This is a genomic window from Paenibacillus sp. FSL F4-0122 (assembly GCF_038002845.1).
Lineage (GTDB): Bacteria > Bacillota > Bacilli > Paenibacillales > Paenibacillaceae > Paenibacillus_AQ > Paenibacillus_AQ odorifer.
In genome coordinates this window covers 1,737,546-1,753,049 of record NZ_JBBODI010000001.1, presented here as the reverse complement: position 1 = coordinate 1,753,049, position 15,504 = coordinate 1,737,546, and the positions used below count along the sequence as shown (strand labels likewise).

The window sequence follows — 15,504 nt, the reverse complement described above, 5'->3', positions numbered from 1 at the left end:
GTCTGATTAGCTGCAGAAGGTCCTGCGAAATTATTTCGCGCCTTCGAGTGCTTTTTCTGCAAGTGTAAAATATTCACCAACATGAATACTCACGCCGGAAATTGCATCAGTTTTGCCTTCAGCATCAAGCGTTGGAGCAACACCTTTGTTTTCAAGGAAGTATTTTTCAGCCAAAGCGATTTCTTCATGCCATTCAGCAGAAGCGCCGCCAGCTTTCATACCATATTTACCATCAACGGAGAATTGCTTCTTGTCATCGCCAGCAGCATTCAAACCACTGAATTTAACAGCTACAACATTACCGTTAGCAACAGTCAGGTCAACAGTGGATTTCCAACCGGATTCAGCGTCCATTTCGCCTTCAGCATGGTAGCCTCCGTCTTTATATTGACCAGCTTCTACTGGACCAACAGCAAGAGCAGCTTGAGCAGCTTTTACAAAGTCAGATACGTGTACGGATACACCAGAGATGGCATCAGTTTTCCCTTCAGCATCAAAAGTTATAGCTGCTGGATCTTGTTTTTCGATCAGGAATTCTTCAGCTTTAGCTGCTTGCTCGTGCCATTCAGAAGAAGCACCGCCAGCTTTCATGCCATATTTACCATCTTCGGAAACTTTTTTCTTCAGGTCGCCTGCAGTGTTAACGTTAAAGGCATCCCAGTCAGCTTTAGTGATCTTTCCACCTTCTACAGTTAAGAGTGCGAAATATTGCCAGCCAGTTTTAGCATCAACGTCAGCAGTACCGTAGTAAACTCCGTCTTTGTACTGTCCAGCTTCAGTTCCAGCGTTACCGGAATTTGTTGCAGGAGCAGTTGTTTCAGCTGGTGCGTTAGTAGGGGCTGCGGCGTTGTCTGTGTTGTTACCACAACCTGCGAGCAATCCAAGGATAAGTGCGCTCGACAAGATAACAGAAGCTTTTTTCATTTCAAATGACCTCCAAAAATATAGTTTAAAATATATATATTAAAATGTAAAACATTTTAATAGTCGAGCGAAGTGATAAAAATCACTTTATAAATGATATTTGTCACTTTAATCTCATGCGTTATTACCCATTTGTAACAGTATCTTGACTTATATCGGCATACATTAGGAAAAAATTTAATGATGTTGTTTTATCTCCGATGGCATTCTAGCACATGGACTAGGAAAACCATTGTGAAATAAATCACTTAAAAAATTAAATATTTAATTTATATCTGGATTATATCAAATTTTAAAAGATTTGAATACATATATTTAAAAATATATGTGACAGAATACGACTTAATTTGCGAATGTCTTGAAATGTGGAAAGATTCATAGCGAATGGGGAAGGGTAAGTAAAGGTAACACGGGATAACAATCCTACCCTAATTAATTCAGCTAAGGAGATGAGCTTATAATGGACAACAATGTATTTAAAGGAAAATGGAAACAGCTCAAAGGCGAGGCCAAGAAGCAATGGGGCAAGCTTACAGATGATGATCTTGACGTAATTGACGGTGAAAAGGATAAATTAGTAGGTAAACTACAAGAACGTTATGGACATACGAAAGAAGACGCGGAGAAAGAGTACCAAACCTGGGGACGTTCCTACCGCGATTAATTCATTACTAATGACGTTAATATAAAATTCCAGAAGAAGAGCGCAAATCGCATCTGATTTGCGCTCTTCTTCTGCGTCCATGGGCGTTAGTTATCGAATGGGGCTTTAGTATGGTAGTATTATGAGATGAAAGTTGTATTTTATTTTGCCGAGGTGGGAGTGAATCTATGGGTTATCTTAAAATATTTTTTGGAAACACCGCAATGCTAATAGCTGTAGCCTATTTGGCTAATCTTATATATAAAAACACCATTTCAAATGCAAGTGTAGGAATAAAAAAGGTAAGCTGGGTATTACTGGCCATTTTTGCCGGGTGGATTAGTACTCTTTTTGGATATAGGCTGGGTGAGCATGTGATTTTTGATTTACGTTTTGTGCCACTTATTATATCAACGCTGGCTTATCCGCATCCTTTCATTCTTGTTTTGATCGGTATAGGAACAGGTCTTACACGGTTAACTTTTGGAGTAAATGAGGCGGCGATGGCCGGAACCATTAATCTGTCCATTCTAGGATTTGTTTGTGCTGCGCTTAGCTACTGGGTCAGACGATCTAACTTATGTATGGTGAACAAAGGTTTGATCGTGATTCTAGTCATAAATGTAATGAACGCAATCAACATTATGGTGTTTGGTGTGATCCCCGCCCCAGAGTACATAAAAGAGATTATGCCGATTACTTTCCCTGCCGGATTGATTCTAAGTGTTCTATTCTCCTTAATTATCCGTGACTTTCAATTGGGTCTCTTGCGGAATGGACAGATTGAGCGTGCTAATGAACAGCTGTCTGCCCAGACGGAGGAGCTGCATAAGAATAAGATCGAGCTTGAAGAGCGTGCCGATCAGTTAATGATGGCTTCGCAATTTAAATCGGAATTTCTGGCAAATATGTCTCATGAGCTTAGAACGCCACTGAATAGCATTATTAATTTATCGCAATTAATTGAAGACAATGATAATTCTCTTACGGAAGCAGAAATGAGGGAGTATGCAGCTATTATCCGCCGTTCTGGTGAAGAATTATTGATGATTATTGGCGATATATTAGATCTGTCCAAAGTGGAAGCAGGTCGATTAGATATTATTAATGAAGATTTAAGTGTTAGTGAGATTCCAGAGATTCTGGCTATGCAGTTCGCTGTGACAGCGAAACAAAAAGAACTGGAATTTAATATTGATATGGAAAAAAATGTTCCACAAATGATTCATTCCGACCCGCAGCGGATTCAGCAAATCCTGCGCAATTTGCTTTCTAATGCTTTTAAATTTACAAAGTCTGGCCATGTCGCACTCCGTATTCGTCAAGAGGAACGTGGGGAAAGAGCTATTGTGAAGCATTGGATTGTATTTGAGGTAGAAGATAGCGGTATTGGTATTGCACCAGAGAAGCATGCCATGATCTTTGAAGCCTTCCAACAGGCGGATCGAACAATTAGTCGAAAATATGGCGGAACAGGATTAGGGCTTTCTATTAGTAATGATTTGGCCAGACTGCTCGGAGGTTTCATTACTTTAGAAAGTGAGGAAGGTAAAGGGAGCCGTTTTTCGCTTTATTTACCCCTCGAAATCATAGAAGAGTAAGCTCCAATATTATTTGTTAATTTGGCGTATTGACAGTAGATTGATGCGGAGTAGAATGAAGCAAATGCCGCATCAAAGGAGTGTTACCCCTCTCTATGAACAACATGGAAACTAAGCACACAGTTACTAGTTCAAAGCGTGTCCGTAAAACCTCAGTACATCGCAGAAATTTGCGCATTGCTACCTGGGAAGGTGTGCCATCGACCATTTTCCAGGTACTGCTGCAAGGGCAGTTTCTAACAGGATTCCTACTATATTTAGGAGCCACTTCAAGTCAAATTGGATTTGTGCTAGCGCTTACCACCTTGGTTAATGTGATGCAGATCGGGGTAGCTTTTTTGATTCAGAAGCTGCCAAGCCGCAAATGGGCTATGGTTACTTTTATCGGCCTGCATAGGATACTTTGGAGTTCTACGGGGCTAATTCCGTTTATTTTTCCTAAAGAGTATTGGGTCATGGCTTTTATAGCCTTATATACTACTGCATTTATTGCCAATACGGCGGGTGGTGTGCTGTGGAGCTCTGTGATCAGCGATCTTGTTCCAGCACGTGTGCGCGGACGTTATTTTGGGATTCGTAATACGTTCCTGAATGCACTCGGTAGTCTGGTAATGTATGGTGGGGGTATCGTTTTGGATCGTTATCCCGGGAGCCATGGCTTTCTGATTCTTTATATTGTTGTGTGGATCTTCGCGATCTCTAACGTCGTTGTATTCTTTTTTTATCCCGACGTGCCTTTCGAGAAATCGGAAGAACATAAATTTTTGCCGATGTTTAAGAAACCGCTTAAAGATACTTTATTTATGAAGTCTACTTTGTTTCTGGCCGCCTGGTTGCTGCTGCAGAATCTAACTGTTCCGCTATACTCGTATGTCATGTTGCAGTTACTTCATATAAATTATGAAACGTTATCACTGCTTAATGTGTCCCAGACTCTTTTTATGATGGCCAGTTTCTACGTTTGGGGCAATCTAAATGCAAAATATAGCAATAAACGTCTGTTGTTCTTTACGTTGCCGATTATTGCCTTGTCCTCTTTAATGTGGGGACTCTTGTCTGTGCTGCCGATGCTGTTGGTGTTGTTTGCCGCTCATATTGTTTTTGGTGTAGGTGTAGGCGGTTTCAACCAGCTGGCCTTTAATTTTATTATTGGGGACACGCCGAAAAAAGAACGGCCTATGTATATGGCGACCTATGCGGCGCTTACGGGTTTATCATCCTTTTTTGGCCCGCTTATCGGGGGACAGTTGTATGAAAAAATTGCCCACTGGCCGCAATGGACCCAAGTATACGGTATGCAGTTGGTAGTGGGAACGCTTATGATTGCTCTTGCCTTCCTGCTGGGCCGTCGTATTCTAAAGGACGAATAGAAGTAAAGGGGACTATTCCATGTTAAGGATTGCGTTGGTATTAGGGGCTACTGGGTTAGTAGGGAAAGCGGTTACGGAGGAATTGCTGAATCGTGAAGGTTGGGGTGAGGTGAGAGTGCTTGTACGGACTCCATTAGCTTTAGAACATCCCAAGCTTAAGCAAATCGTTGTGGATTGGGAGAACCTGGCGGAGTATAGCGATTCGTTCGAAGGCGTTCATTCCATCTTCTGTTGCCTCGGGACTACGATCAAGAAGGCAGGTTCACAAGAGAAGTTCGAACGTGTTGATCTGGATTATCCGCTTGCAGCTGCTACTATTGCGAGAGATCACGGTGTTAAACAGTTTTTGGTTGTTTCATCCATGGGGGCAGATGCCAAATCGCGCAATTTCTACAGTCGGACTAAGGGTAGAGCAGAGGAAGCGTTAAGCAAAATCGGTTTTCAAGGGCTGCATTTGTTTCGGCCATCCTTGCTGCTGGGTCATCGTGAGGAATTCAGACTGGGAGAACGCGTCGCGGCTAGATTGATGAAAGCGCTGGAGTTTGTAATGGTTGGCAAAGCAGCTAAATATCGTGCCATTCCTGGTGTAACTGTGGCGAGAGCTATGGTTAACATTGCCTCTGCTGACACGCATGGTTTGCATATCTACACGAATGAAGTAATACATGTGATTGGAAAACGATAAGTTTTTCGGGCTGCTAATAAATTTGCATTACGGTGAGAACAGGACTTACAATGGACAATAAATGATCAGCGTTTAATGGAGAGGGGTAACAAGATGAGTAAAAAACAAGTAGCTACTACAAAAGCACCTGGAGCCATTGGTCCTTATAGTCAAGCCATTACCACCGGTAGTTGGGTATACACTTCAGGACAGCTGGGCCTTAATCCAGAGACAGGGAATTTGGCTGAAGGCGTTCAGGAACAAGCTCGTCAAGCACTTAGCAATGTACAAGCTATTCTTGAGGAGGCTGGTGCATCACTGGATCATGTAGTGAAGACCACTGTATTCCTAAAGGATATGAATGATTTTGCAGCAGTTAATGAGGTTTACAGCACCTTCTTTAAAGAACCTTATCCTGCCCGCAGTGCCATTGAGGTTGCCCGTCTGCCAAAAGATGGCCTTGTTGAGATCGAAGCGGTAGCGCGTAAAAAATAAATATGATTTCGCACTTCTAAATTAATCTACAAAAAAGGCAGGCTCAGAAGGATCACCTTCTGAGCCTGCCTTTTTATAATATCAAAAGGACAATCAGTATCTGCTGTATCTTCTGCGGGGTGTGAGCAATAGCCAAATGCTGTAGAGCAGCAGAAGACCTGCCGTTATTGTGCCCGTCACAAAGACTGCATTAGCCTCTCTATGTTCCAGGGCAATCGCGATGAAAGCCCATACGAAGACCAGAGGATAGATGCTGTCTCGGTTAGGATAGCTGACTAACACCGCAAGCAGTGTCCCCACGCAGAGCATGATCACAGCCCAGGTTATCCCGCTAAGTCCAAATCCATCCCAATGATTTTTCTCCAGAACAACGCTAACATTCACGATAGTAGCCACAGAGATCCAGCCAAGGTATATACTAAAGGGTAGCTTGATCAACCATTTCTCACCTGAAGTAGGATTTGCGATCTGGCGCGATTTGCGATAGATAACAATGATTGAAATTAACATTAACACCATGGCAATCAATGAAAGCTCGATGTATAGATACTGCCAGAGGAAAAGCCAGCTCATATTAAAAACACAGCTCAGGATAAACCAGAACGAAATAACTCGTACAGAATCCCTAGAGCTTGTATAGGAGCGGAATTGATAAATAACGAAACCGGCTAACAATAAATAAATCAGCGACCAAATGGAGAAGGCATAGCCAGCAGGAGTCATGTAAGTCTTATATTTGTCAGAGATCTCTCCTGTACTGTTTCCGCCCAAAGGCAAGGTTACCGCCAGCACATTTACGATAATTACACCCACAAAGAATACGAGGTTCCACCATTTATAAGGATTATAACGTCTCAAATTATTCACTCCCTAGCTTTTTTAATAGGGTGTTGCTTATTTAGAATATACCCCTTTTTGGCACAATTAAGACTATAAAAAGAAAAGAAGTGACTAGTGAGTCATAACATTCTTGGATAGCAGGGCAGTAGTGCGGGGTATTTTAAATGAATCAAATTACTGGGTGTTTCTATATCCTTCAACTTTATTTCATAAAAATCTACAGAAAATATGCAGAAATGTTTTTAAATCAGCGCTTTTTCGTATAAGATGAAGAGATGAAGATTCAAGAAAATATAAGTTTTGTCCTAGTTCTTTATCCTTATATTTACCGCAGGAGCGCATCCCCTCTCTAAAAGAGGAAGAGGCGGCTTCTACTTGTATAGCTTCAAAATTTATTTCTCGCGGAAAAGGTTGCAGTTACCCTTCCTGATGGTGGGGGGCTGGTTCTTTTTTTGCTTGCTTAAAAGACAGGAGATCACCGATGACTAAGCATCTGTATGCAATATGGTTAGGGGACGTTTTATTTTGCTTCTCTGGCGAAACTTCGGAGCCGAAGGTTGACGCTTGGACTCGCGTAGTGAAGCGGATGGAGCTACAGGGAGGAGTGCGTCCTTTTGCAACTGCTGCTCTGCGTCTGGCAGAAGTGAAATATCCGGCTCCCCCTGTAGAGGGGAAGCCAGCCCGGCGCGGATTGCCCGGACGAACGTTCGAAGGGCTCGCCTTGGTTCCTAGCGATGCATTTCAACTGCTTCTGGCATGGGATGAGACGTTATGCCGAGATCAGGGAGTGGAGCCAGGCGGCGAACTGCGTTACTGGGCAGCAGCGGCACGTTTTGCGCTGGAGCTGATGGGTACAGGCGGGATTACGCCGGGAGCCTTGCCACCACGCCCCGTGGGCTCACGTCGCCGCGGCGGAGAACAGGCGGCGACAGTCTGCTGGTCGCCAGCTTTCCGAAAGCAGGAGGACAAAGAGATCTTTTTGCAGCTGGCAGCATCCATGCCTGTTCTTGCACTAGGAACGCATATCGCAGAGGCAGGGGATCTATCCTCTCGCGATGAGGCTGGAGCTTATGTGCTTTACTCCTTTATGCAGGCTGTAATGACTGCTGAGATAAAAAAGGTAATTGCGGGCATTGAAAGTGAGTTAACCCCTTATAAAGCAAATTATCGCCGGGGTTATTCTCCTTTAACTGAACTGTGGTGGAATAGCCTTCTCACTGGAAGCCGAGATATACCCGTGCAAGGAACTCCAGCAGAGGTGACGGACCTTTTGGTCACTGTGAACGAGACCGCTGGCAGCGATGTGCCACATTCAGAGCCAGAGGAAGCGCGGAGCGGGCAGCTGGGTCTTGGGCTACGGCTGGAGCCGCCAGAAGACAATAATGAAGTCTGGCGGTTAACCTTCTGGGCGGAGAATAAGGAAGAAGGGGAATTCTGGTTTCCCGCCAAATCGATCTGGAGCAGTAAGGAACGAGAGTTTACGTTATGGGGGAAACGCTATCGCAATATCCAGCAGCAGCTGCTTATAGCGCTGGGCCGGGCTGCGAAGATATCGCCGGATATCCAGCGCGCTCTTGCTAAGCCTGCGCCTACGGGGGCAGATTTGGAACCAGAACGTCTTTATTTCTTTTTGAAGGAGACGGTGCAGCAGCTGCGCGATCGGGGAATAACGGTGCAGATGCCTTCGCGCTGGAGCCGTGAAGGACGCCGCCGCATTGGCATGAAGATGAAAATGCAGCCAGGCGTGAACGGGGGCGATAGTCCTGCGCCCGCGGCTCTGGGTATGGAAGAGCTGATCTCGTTCCGTATTGAGGCCTCGCTTGGAGAAAGTGCGATTAGTGAGGAAGAACTAAACGCATTAGTAGAGGCTGGCGTACCTTTTGTACGTTTCCGCGGGGAATGGATCGAGATAGATCCTAAAGAAATCCGCCAGGTTCTTAGATATATGAAACGCCATGAAAACGGAGAAATGACTGCCGCGGATTGGATGCGCCTAGAAGCCGAGGATGGTGAAGATCGGCTCTGGAAAGGAATGTCCGTCACTGGGATGGAGACATCCGGGCTGTTGGCATCGCTTATGCGCGGAGATGTATTACGTAATCTTCCGGTGCGTCCCGTACCTGAAGGTCTGCATGGAACTTTAAGACCTTATCAAGAGCGGGGTTATCAGTGGCTGGCCGAGCTCAGTGGTCTGGGTTTTGGGGTATGTCTCGCCGATGATATGGGTCTAGGTAAAACGGTGCAGGTTATCACCTGCCTGCTGGACCGGGCGTTAAGTGCTCCCCCTGAAGAGAAGCAGGAGCCTGTGCTGATTCTCTGCCCAACTTCGCTTCTTGGCAACTGGCAGCGGGAGCTGCAGCGCTTTGCTCCTTCGCTTAATGTACACATACATCATGGTGGACGCCGTGTTCGGGGAGATAGCTTCTTAGAACTGGCAACCAGTCATGATATCGTACTGACGACCTATCACTTGGCAGGGCGTGACAGCGAGGATTTAGCTAATGTTCAGTGGTCAACAGTGGTGCTGGATGAAGCTCAATATATTAAAAATCACCGTACGAAGCAGGCGCAGAGTGTGATGAAGTTATCAGCGCCGCATCGCATAGCTATGACGGGTACTCCGGTAGAGAACAGACTTGGCGAGTTATGGTCTATTTTCCACTTTTTAAACCCGGGCTATTTAGGAACCTATCATTCCTTCCGGCAGCGTTATGTGTCTGGGGAGGGTGGGGAGCGTCTGCGGGAGCTGCATCGCTTGGTATCACCCTTCCTGTTGCGGCGTCTGAAGAGTGATCCGGATATTTCTAAAGATTTACCGGAGAAGCTGGAGTTGAAGTCTTATTGCCCGCTGACCGAGACCCAAGCTGCCCTGTATCAGGGTGTTGTGGATGAAATGCTCGGCGTGATCGGGGAGAGCAGTGGTATGGCTCGCCGTGGACTGGTGTTATCCTCTCTGACGAAGCTGAAGCAGATTTGCGATCATCCTCAGCTATTCCGGAAAGAAGAAGGTCGGAGTCCGCGTAATGAACATTCCGGTAAAATGGAGGTTATGTTCGAGGTATTGGATAGTATTGCTGAAGTTGGCGAATCTGTGTTGATCTTTACGCAATACGTAGCGATGGGCGAGCTGCTGGTGAGCAAGCTTACTAAGCGTTATGGTACATCGCCATTGTTCCTTCACGGAGGGATTCCAAAACGAGAGCGTGACGAGATGGTGCATGATTTTCAAGAGGGCAAGGGTCCATCCTTCTTCGTGTTATCTCTTAAAGCGGGTGGAGTAGGTTTGAACTTAACCCGGGCCAATCATGTTATTCATTACGATCGCTGGTGGAATCCGGCAGTGGAGAATCAGGCGACAGACCGGGCTTTCCGAATTGGACAGGATAAGAATGTTCAAGTTCATAAGCTGATTTGCCAAGGAACACTGGAGGAACGTATTGACGAATTAATTGAGCGGAAGAAAAGCCTTTCGGAGCAGGTTGTTGGTTCTGGTGAAACATGGTTGACCGAGATGTCTAATCATGAACTGAAGGAGCTTATTGAACTGCAGGATCAGGATTGGATGTAAGGAAAGACATGAGCAATACGGAGGGATCAAACAATGAGTGAACTGTTAGAGATGCGGCTGGAAGTTGTGCCTGGATTAGTAAAAGCAGCATGGACGACTTCGCCCGGGAGAGTGACGGGAGGGTCGCGGGCAAAGGGTGAATGGAATGTCGGTACTTCTGCTGTTCCTCAGGGACAAAGACCGGAGCGACCTCTCTCTCTGAAGGTTCCAGTCTGGCATGCTGCCCGTAGAAAAGAAATATTGCGGCGTCTGGCGCTAAGTCCGGATGAGGTATTTGCATTGTTGCAGGGGAGATTAACGGGTGGGCTGGCGGAACTGGATCTTCTGCCTACAGATACAGAGCTGGAGCAGGCCCTCTTTGAGGGTGAAGGGTTAGAGGATCAGGCGGAGACTCTGCAGCTTATAAAAGAACGACTAGCTGAAGAACCGCTGCTGGCGCTTTCTCTGAGAGGATTTACTAAGGGAGAACTCCTGGATGGAATATTTGCCCTTTGGGCTGAAAGTGATATAGCCGCCGATGATTCTGAGACAGAGGCAGCCCCCGTTAGTGAGCTTGCAACGGAATTAGCACGGCTAGAGCGCAAGGGCCCCGCAATTTCCTCTGGAGAATGGCTTGCAGAAGCGGCTGCTGAAGGTTCGCTTCACCAGCCGGGACCGCAGTTCCATGAGATTACGGCTAGGCCATTTCCTTCATCGCCGGTAGTAGCAGCGGTAACGGAAGACTGGGGAGCTTTGCTGCCTCAGACACCTAAGGCGCTAGAAGGCCTAACTTTGATTATGAATCGAGTAGCAGAAGCTGCTGCCCGTCGAGCAAGTAAGGCGTAATTAAACAGCAGTGGAGTGTAGAGAAGCCGCATCCTATCTGAGGAGGCGGCTTCTTTGTGTAAAGCTTCTGTAACCTTTTACTATTAAACTCTGTCTATGATTATAGAATAGAAGGAAATGGAAAAAGGAGGATTTCATTTGAGACTATATGCCGTTTTTGCCCCGATAATCATTGCCGGGTTATTTCTGCAATCCTGCATGGTAAACGATAAGTTTGGTTTAGATTCGAGTATTGGGACAAATACCGCTGAGCTGAAGACGGATATGAATTCTTTGCAGGGGTATCCTGCTAAATTTAGCATGAATGACATAAAGCATGGGTGGGGAATAGACGAGACTGGATTATGGACTACGAACGATGGAGGGAGTAGTTGGTACCATCCGGACAGCAATATCGTTCCTATTCCACAAGAAACAGGCATCTTTGCCGCAGCAAGCTTTTTCCTGAATGCCACAAATGGCTGGATTATAAGTAGTCATGGTATGGGTCAATCTGTCCTGATCTATCATACCTCTGATCAGGGCCAGACCTGGAAGGAGACAAAACTTCCCGTCACGGAGGATTGGGAGCAAGGATACAGTGGCGGATTTATTCATTTTATCGATGTGAATAACGGGTATGTGCTGCTGGATTCAGAACCTGGTCTCGGGATGATGGAGAAATCCTTGTATCGCACGACAGATGGCGGGAACAGCTGGAAGCGAATCGGAAATCTAACGGGGAGTATTAAAGCCTATCCAACAGGGATGACCTTTCAGGATTCCCGGAATGGCTGGATCACCTCCAGCAACCATGGGCAAGAATACATTTTAACGTTCAGAACTTCGGATGGCGGGAAGAGCTGGAAGCCGGAACAATTAAAGAAGCCGGCTGCTATGGCAGCATTTACTTACAGTAATAGTTATCCACCTAAATTCTCAGGCAAAGACAATATGAAAGGCATCCTGCCGCTGGAGATTGTTGACGATGGGATTCGAAGTATGGTGTTTTACATAAGTGATAACGGAGGTAGGACATGGAAGCCGGGCCCTCAATTACTCGGTACTGAGGCGGTGAGAACAACATGGCTGAACGCTCGGGAAGGTTGGGCCTTGCAGGAGGGTGGTAAACTGGTGGCGACTGTCAACGGGGGTGTAAGCTGGAGGATAATTGCTACTTCGCAGCTATTCACGAAGGCAGAGAATATTCAGTTTGTTACGCCGAAAAACGGTTGGCTGGCGGGTCCTGAATTTCTACAGACCACTACAGATGGTGGCGTTACATGGAAGCCTTTGGTTGGCAAGCCTTGAGGCTGAATACAGCGGAATGCCGGATGTAATGATTAGCCGTTGAGACTTAGGGACCCAGGGGGCGTTATTCACACATTTACCGCCTATCCAGCATGTTTTCGGACTCCAGTGCAGCTATTTCATATAGTAGGGCGCAGATCCGGTGTTTTTTATGCCGTTAGTGACTTTGGGGTCCGTTAGTATGCAAAATGGAGGATTATTCTGTGAATAAGATCGGCTGTGTCTGATAACCCCTTGCTTCGGCGGCGAAGGGTATCGATCAAACGGCCTAATCGATTAAAAAGAAGGGGGTGTCCCAGCAGCCATTGTCATGGCTTATGAGACATCCCCTTAATTTTTGAGAAATGTAGAAATATGAAAGCTTAAACCTGCCCGCCGGCAGGGGATTCCCCTTCTGCAAGTTCCAGAATCTCACGGCGCAGGCGCAGCATTTTTTGATCCAGTTCATCGGCGGCGCGTGCGGCATCCTTCAATTCCTCAGCAACATGCGAAGGGAGCTGTTTATCGAATTTATAATACAGAATATGTTCCATACTTGCCCAGAAGTCCATGGCTAGGGTTCGCAGCTGTATTTCTGCTTTGACCCAGCGTGTTCCTTCCAGCAGGACGAGCGGAATTGCGACGATAAGATGCAGGCTTTGATACCCATTCGGCTTGGGATGGGCTATATAATCTTTGATCTCCAATACGCGAATGTCTTCGCGTGTGCTGAGGTGATCAACCAGACGGTAAATATCTTTAACAAAAGCACATACAATCCGCATACCTGCAATATCGTGAATGTGCTGCTCCATATTTTCCAAGTTGAACTCGAAACCTTTGCGCTCCATCTTTTGCAGGATGCTCTTGGGTTCTTTAATTCGGCATTTAACATGTTCGATGGGACTGAAGCCGTCACGGACCTGCCATTCCGTTTTGATCACATCGATTTTATTCTCAAGATCATTTAGTGCATGGCGATAGAGTGCTGGCAGAGACTTAAACTCATTGATAAGATTTGTGAAATCCTCGTTATCCTGCCAATGTTGCAGATCCTTAACGTGTACCTGCATCTGTTTTAGCGTAAGCTGTGTGCTGTCATGTTCTTCCACTGAAACTCTCCCAATTTCGTTATTTGTGATTAATTCTATTTTAACCGATGTAGAACCCCTGACGCAAAATAACGTCTGAAATCAGTGAAAATAAGAATTTATAGGAACATTCTCCGCTAAATCGCGTATTAAAGCACATTAATGAATCTGTTCGATACATTTGGTATGATAGAATCACGTATCGCTGGAGAGGGAGGAACTGTAATGAGTTTTATGAAACGAATCAAAGATAGTGCGAGCCGGGTTACTGAAAAAGCACAAAGCTCTGTTGAGATTGGCAAGCTGAACGGGCTTATTTCCGATATTGAACGTGAGATGGAAGTGGAATTCACGAAAATGGGCAGGCTTTTTTATGAAGGGTATCGCACTAAGGATATGTCGGTAGCTGAAGGCAAAATGGTAGAGCTGGCACGGACCTGTTCCAAACTTCAGGAAAAAATCGAAGTCCAACGCGCAAGGATTGCTGAACTGAAAAATGAACGGTTATGTTCTTGCGGCAATGTTGTGGCGCTCGATGCAAACTTTTGTCCAAAGTGTGGAAGTAAGCTGGAGGAGCTAACCACTTCAAGAAAGATTCCTTCACCGCCCGTATTCGTCAAAACTGTGGATGAGGACGAAGAGGATGAGGATCAATACTATGGTGCAGATGAGCTAACGGATGAAGAGAAGGAGATTGCAATGAAGCTCCATCCGCAAAGTATGGTGTATTCTGAGATCCTGCCTTCAGAGGATGATGAGCTGCCATTGGAGGAATATGCGGCGAACGAACATGACATTGAACGGGATCGCAGACATGCTGATCAGCTGGAACGGGAAAGACAAAGACAGCTTGAGCTGGATCGTCGCATCCGCGATTGGAATGCGAATGAACATCAGGAGGAGTCCGCAGTCACCCAGGACAGTGGTGTACGTGATATGATTAAGTGTCAAATCTGTCGGAATGAATTGCCAAAGGGCTCCTTATGGTGCCCGCGTTGTGGATCGGAGCAAATATAGTACAGATATCAGTCAGCTTAGGGCTTAGGGGGACAACAAGATGGAACAGCTGCTGCTGCATCTGCGCAATCTGGGCTTCACGGAGATGGAGTCCAAAATCATGGTCGAGCTTGCGACTAAAGGTCAGGCTTCTGGCTATGAGGTTGCCAAACAGCTCGGAGTTTCAAGATCAAATGTGTATGCGGCGCTTCAGCGCCTAACACAGCAGGGATATGTACGATGTGGTGAAGGAGAGCCTGCGCGGTATAGTGTTCTCAATCCAGAGGAGCTGGCGACGATGATCTCGGGAAGAGTTCAAGCTTCGCTGGCTTATATGGAAAGTGAGATGCCTCGCGGGGGGCCTGTTAGTCCTTCTTTTTATAATGTAGAGGGCGACCGCAATGTAATGGGGGCGCTGATTCGCCAGCTTAACATGGCAGAGCAGGAGATTGTAGTGGATATGTGGCGCGAGGAAGCGTCGCTTCTGCGGAGCGAACTTGAACAGGCCGAACTGCGTGGCGTTAGGCTTTTATGGGCTTTTGACGGTGGCAATGCTGCTGCTGCCTCTTACCCGGTATGGCCGTCATTCGGAAAAGATTCGCAGCGGGCGGATGGACGGAAGTTCTCATTTGTGATCGACCGGAGCTGGTGTATGCTGGGGATGCGTTATGATGATGGATCCGCACAAGCAGTGGTAACAGAGCACCCGGTGTTAGTGGAGCTGCTGTTGAATCATTTTACACAGGAAATGGTCTTATTCGAGCTGGAGCAGGATATGGGCGCAGAATTAGTAGAGCGTTATGGAGAACGTTACAGCAAAATTCATAGCAAATATGTTATGTATGATCAAGGCGATGATGGGGAAGAACAGGCGCAGTAGTTATTATCATAGGGAGGTGAGAAGCATGGAATGTATCGTTCATTTTGAAGTGGTGCACAATGATGGTCCTAAGAAATTGCGTGGACTATTGTTTCTGGATAAGGGAGCATCTCCTGGAGAAGCAGAACTGGTCGAAATGTTTAAGGATATGAATTTTAACGTGAGACTGGAAGACCGCGAGAAATTGATTTTTAAACCGGTAAATCCGGGAGATTTCTTGGAGATTCGAATTACGGGTTATGATAACGGTCAGGAAAAGAGCAAGGATGATCATAATTTAAAATCGATCGTTGGAAATTTATTGCCTCAGAAGCCGACAGGCCTGTAATGTGGGGAGA

General features: G+C 46.1%; 14 protein-coding genes. 11 read left to right on the top strand and 3 right to left on the bottom strand.

Going from position 1 to position 15,504, the window contains the following annotated elements:
- Nucleotides 1-30 precede the first annotated feature (30 nt).
- On the bottom strand, nucleotides 31-924 hold the full coding sequence (locus MHH49_RS07415; protein ID WP_076141849.1) for an FMN-binding protein: 894 nt from the start codon (nucleotides 922-924) through the stop codon (nucleotides 31-33).
- 460 nt (nucleotides 925-1,384) lie between these two features.
- On the opposite strand from MHH49_RS07415, the gene MHH49_RS07410 reads away from it, so the two are divergent.
- The 5 genes from MHH49_RS07410 (at nucleotide 1,385) to MHH49_RS07390 (ending at nucleotide 5,697) form a co-directional block, all read left to right on the top strand.
- Nucleotides 1,385-1,588 (top strand): CsbD family protein, encoded by a 204-nt coding sequence (locus MHH49_RS07410; protein ID WP_036682530.1) that lies wholly within the window; start codon nucleotides 1,385-1,387, stop codon nucleotides 1,586-1,588.
- 167 nt (nucleotides 1,589-1,755) lie between these two features.
- Nucleotides 1,756-3,168, top strand: coding sequence for an ATP-binding protein (locus MHH49_RS07405; protein WP_038568513.1), 1,413 nt, complete (start codon nucleotides 1,756-1,758; stop codon nucleotides 3,166-3,168).
- A 95-nt stretch (nucleotides 3,169-3,263) separates the two neighbouring features.
- A complete protein-coding gene (locus tag MHH49_RS07400; RefSeq protein ID WP_051491245.1) occupies nucleotides 3,264-4,538 on the top strand; it encodes an MFS transporter in 1,275 nt (424 codons plus the stop codon).
- Between the two features lie 19 nt (nucleotides 4,539-4,557).
- Nucleotides 4,558-5,223: an oxidoreductase gene (locus MHH49_RS07395; RefSeq protein WP_038568515.1), complete on the top strand. Its 666-nt coding sequence runs from the start codon at nucleotides 4,558-4,560 to the stop codon at nucleotides 5,221-5,223.
- A 93-nt stretch (nucleotides 5,224-5,316) separates the two neighbouring features.
- Nucleotides 5,317-5,697: a RidA family protein gene (locus tag MHH49_RS07390; protein ID WP_036682524.1), complete on the top strand. Its 381-nt coding sequence runs from the start codon at nucleotides 5,317-5,319 to the stop codon at nucleotides 5,695-5,697.
- Nucleotides 5,698-5,790: 93 nt separating this feature from the next.
- Here MHH49_RS07390 and MHH49_RS07385 read toward each other — a convergent pair whose 3' ends face one another.
- Nucleotides 5,791-6,555, bottom strand: coding sequence for a TspO/MBR family protein (locus MHH49_RS07385; RefSeq protein ID WP_076146867.1), 765 nt, complete (start codon nucleotides 6,553-6,555; stop codon nucleotides 5,791-5,793).
- A gap of 463 nt (nucleotides 6,556-7,018) precedes the next feature.
- On the opposite strand from MHH49_RS07385, the gene MHH49_RS07380 reads away from it, so the two are divergent.
- The 3 genes from MHH49_RS07380 to MHH49_RS07370 all read left to right on the top strand — a co-directional run bounded on the left by MHH49_RS07380 (nucleotide 7,019) and on the right by MHH49_RS07370 (nucleotide 12,220).
- Nucleotides 7,019-10,105, top strand: a complete 3,087-nt coding sequence (locus MHH49_RS07380) for a DEAD/DEAH box helicase (RefSeq protein WP_036682521.1) — start codon at nucleotides 7,019-7,021, stop codon at nucleotides 10,103-10,105.
- A 33-nt stretch (nucleotides 10,106-10,138) separates the two neighbouring features.
- On the top strand, nucleotides 10,139-10,930 hold the full coding sequence (locus MHH49_RS07375; RefSeq protein ID WP_076101349.1) for a hypothetical protein: 792 nt from the start codon (nucleotides 10,139-10,141) through the stop codon (nucleotides 10,928-10,930).
- 138 nt (nucleotides 10,931-11,068) lie between these two features.
- Nucleotides 11,069-12,220: a WD40/YVTN/BNR-like repeat-containing protein gene (locus MHH49_RS07370; RefSeq protein WP_076141851.1), complete on the top strand. Its 1,152-nt coding sequence runs from the start codon at nucleotides 11,069-11,071 to the stop codon at nucleotides 12,218-12,220.
- 362 nt (nucleotides 12,221-12,582) lie between these two features.
- On the opposite strand, the gene MHH49_RS07365 is transcribed toward MHH49_RS07370, so the two are convergent.
- A complete protein-coding gene (locus MHH49_RS07365) occupies nucleotides 12,583-13,272 on the bottom strand; it encodes a GTP pyrophosphokinase (RefSeq protein ID WP_051491247.1) in 690 nt (229 codons plus the stop codon).
- 243 nt (nucleotides 13,273-13,515) lie between these two features.
- Between MHH49_RS07365 and MHH49_RS07360 the strand changes: the two genes are divergently transcribed.
- The 3 genes from MHH49_RS07360 to MHH49_RS07350 are packed head-to-tail and all read left to right on the top strand — an operon-like array spanning nucleotide 13,516 to nucleotide 15,494.
- On the top strand, nucleotides 13,516-14,307 hold the full coding sequence (locus MHH49_RS07360; protein WP_036682517.1) for a zinc ribbon domain-containing protein: 792 nt from the start codon (nucleotides 13,516-13,518) through the stop codon (nucleotides 14,305-14,307).
- A 40-nt stretch (nucleotides 14,308-14,347) separates the two neighbouring features.
- Nucleotides 14,348-15,166 carry a TrmB family transcriptional regulator gene (locus MHH49_RS07355; protein ID WP_036682516.1) on the top strand — a complete coding sequence of 273 codons (819 nt, stop codon included), beginning with the start codon at nucleotides 14,348-14,350 and terminating at the stop codon, nucleotides 15,164-15,166.
- 25 nt (nucleotides 15,167-15,191) lie between these two features.
- On the top strand, nucleotides 15,192-15,494 hold the full coding sequence (locus MHH49_RS07350; RefSeq protein ID WP_038568522.1) for a hypothetical protein: 303 nt from the start codon (nucleotides 15,192-15,194) through the stop codon (nucleotides 15,492-15,494).
- Nucleotides 15,495-15,504: the final 10 nt, after the last annotated feature.

What these genes read in the sequence shown, in the direction of transcription:
- MHH49_RS07375 (WP_076101349.1), top strand. Translation starts at nt 10,139, where the DNA reads ATGAGTGAACTGTTAGAGATGCGGCTGGAAGTTGTGCCTGGATTAGTA.
- MHH49_RS07410 (WP_036682530.1), top strand. Translation starts at nt 1,385, where the DNA reads ATGGACAACAATGTATTTAAAGGAAAATGGAAACAGCTCAAAGGCGAG.
- MHH49_RS07390 (WP_036682524.1), top strand. Translation starts at nt 5,317, where the DNA reads ATGAGTAAAAAACAAGTAGCTACTACAAAAGCACCTGGAGCCATTGGT.
- MHH49_RS07395 (WP_038568515.1), top strand. Translation starts at nt 4,558, where the DNA reads ATGTTAAGGATTGCGTTGGTATTAGGGGCTACTGGGTTAGTAGGGAAA.
- MHH49_RS07415 (WP_076141849.1), bottom strand. Translation starts at nt 924, where the DNA reads ATGAAAAAAGCTTCTGTTATCTTGTCGAGCGCACTTATCCTTGGATTG.
- MHH49_RS07380 (WP_036682521.1), top strand. Translation starts at nt 7,019, where the DNA reads ATGACTAAGCATCTGTATGCAATATGGTTAGGGGACGTTTTATTTTGC.
- MHH49_RS07355 (WP_036682516.1), top strand. Translation starts at nt 14,348, where the DNA reads ATGGAACAGCTGCTGCTGCATCTGCGCAATCTGGGCTTCACGGAGATG.
- MHH49_RS07350 (WP_038568522.1), top strand. Translation starts at nt 15,192, where the DNA reads ATGGAATGTATCGTTCATTTTGAAGTGGTGCACAATGATGGTCCTAAG.
- MHH49_RS07405 (WP_038568513.1), top strand. Translation starts at nt 1,756, where the DNA reads ATGGGTTATCTTAAAATATTTTTTGGAAACACCGCAATGCTAATAGCT.
- MHH49_RS07360 (WP_036682517.1), top strand. Translation starts at nt 13,516, where the DNA reads ATGAGTTTTATGAAACGAATCAAAGATAGTGCGAGCCGGGTTACTGAA.
- MHH49_RS07365 (WP_051491247.1), bottom strand. Translation starts at nt 13,272, where the DNA reads ATGCAGGTACACGTTAAGGATCTGCAACATTGGCAGGATAACGAGGAT.
- MHH49_RS07400 (WP_051491245.1), top strand. Translation starts at nt 3,264, where the DNA reads ATGAACAACATGGAAACTAAGCACACAGTTACTAGTTCAAAGCGTGTC.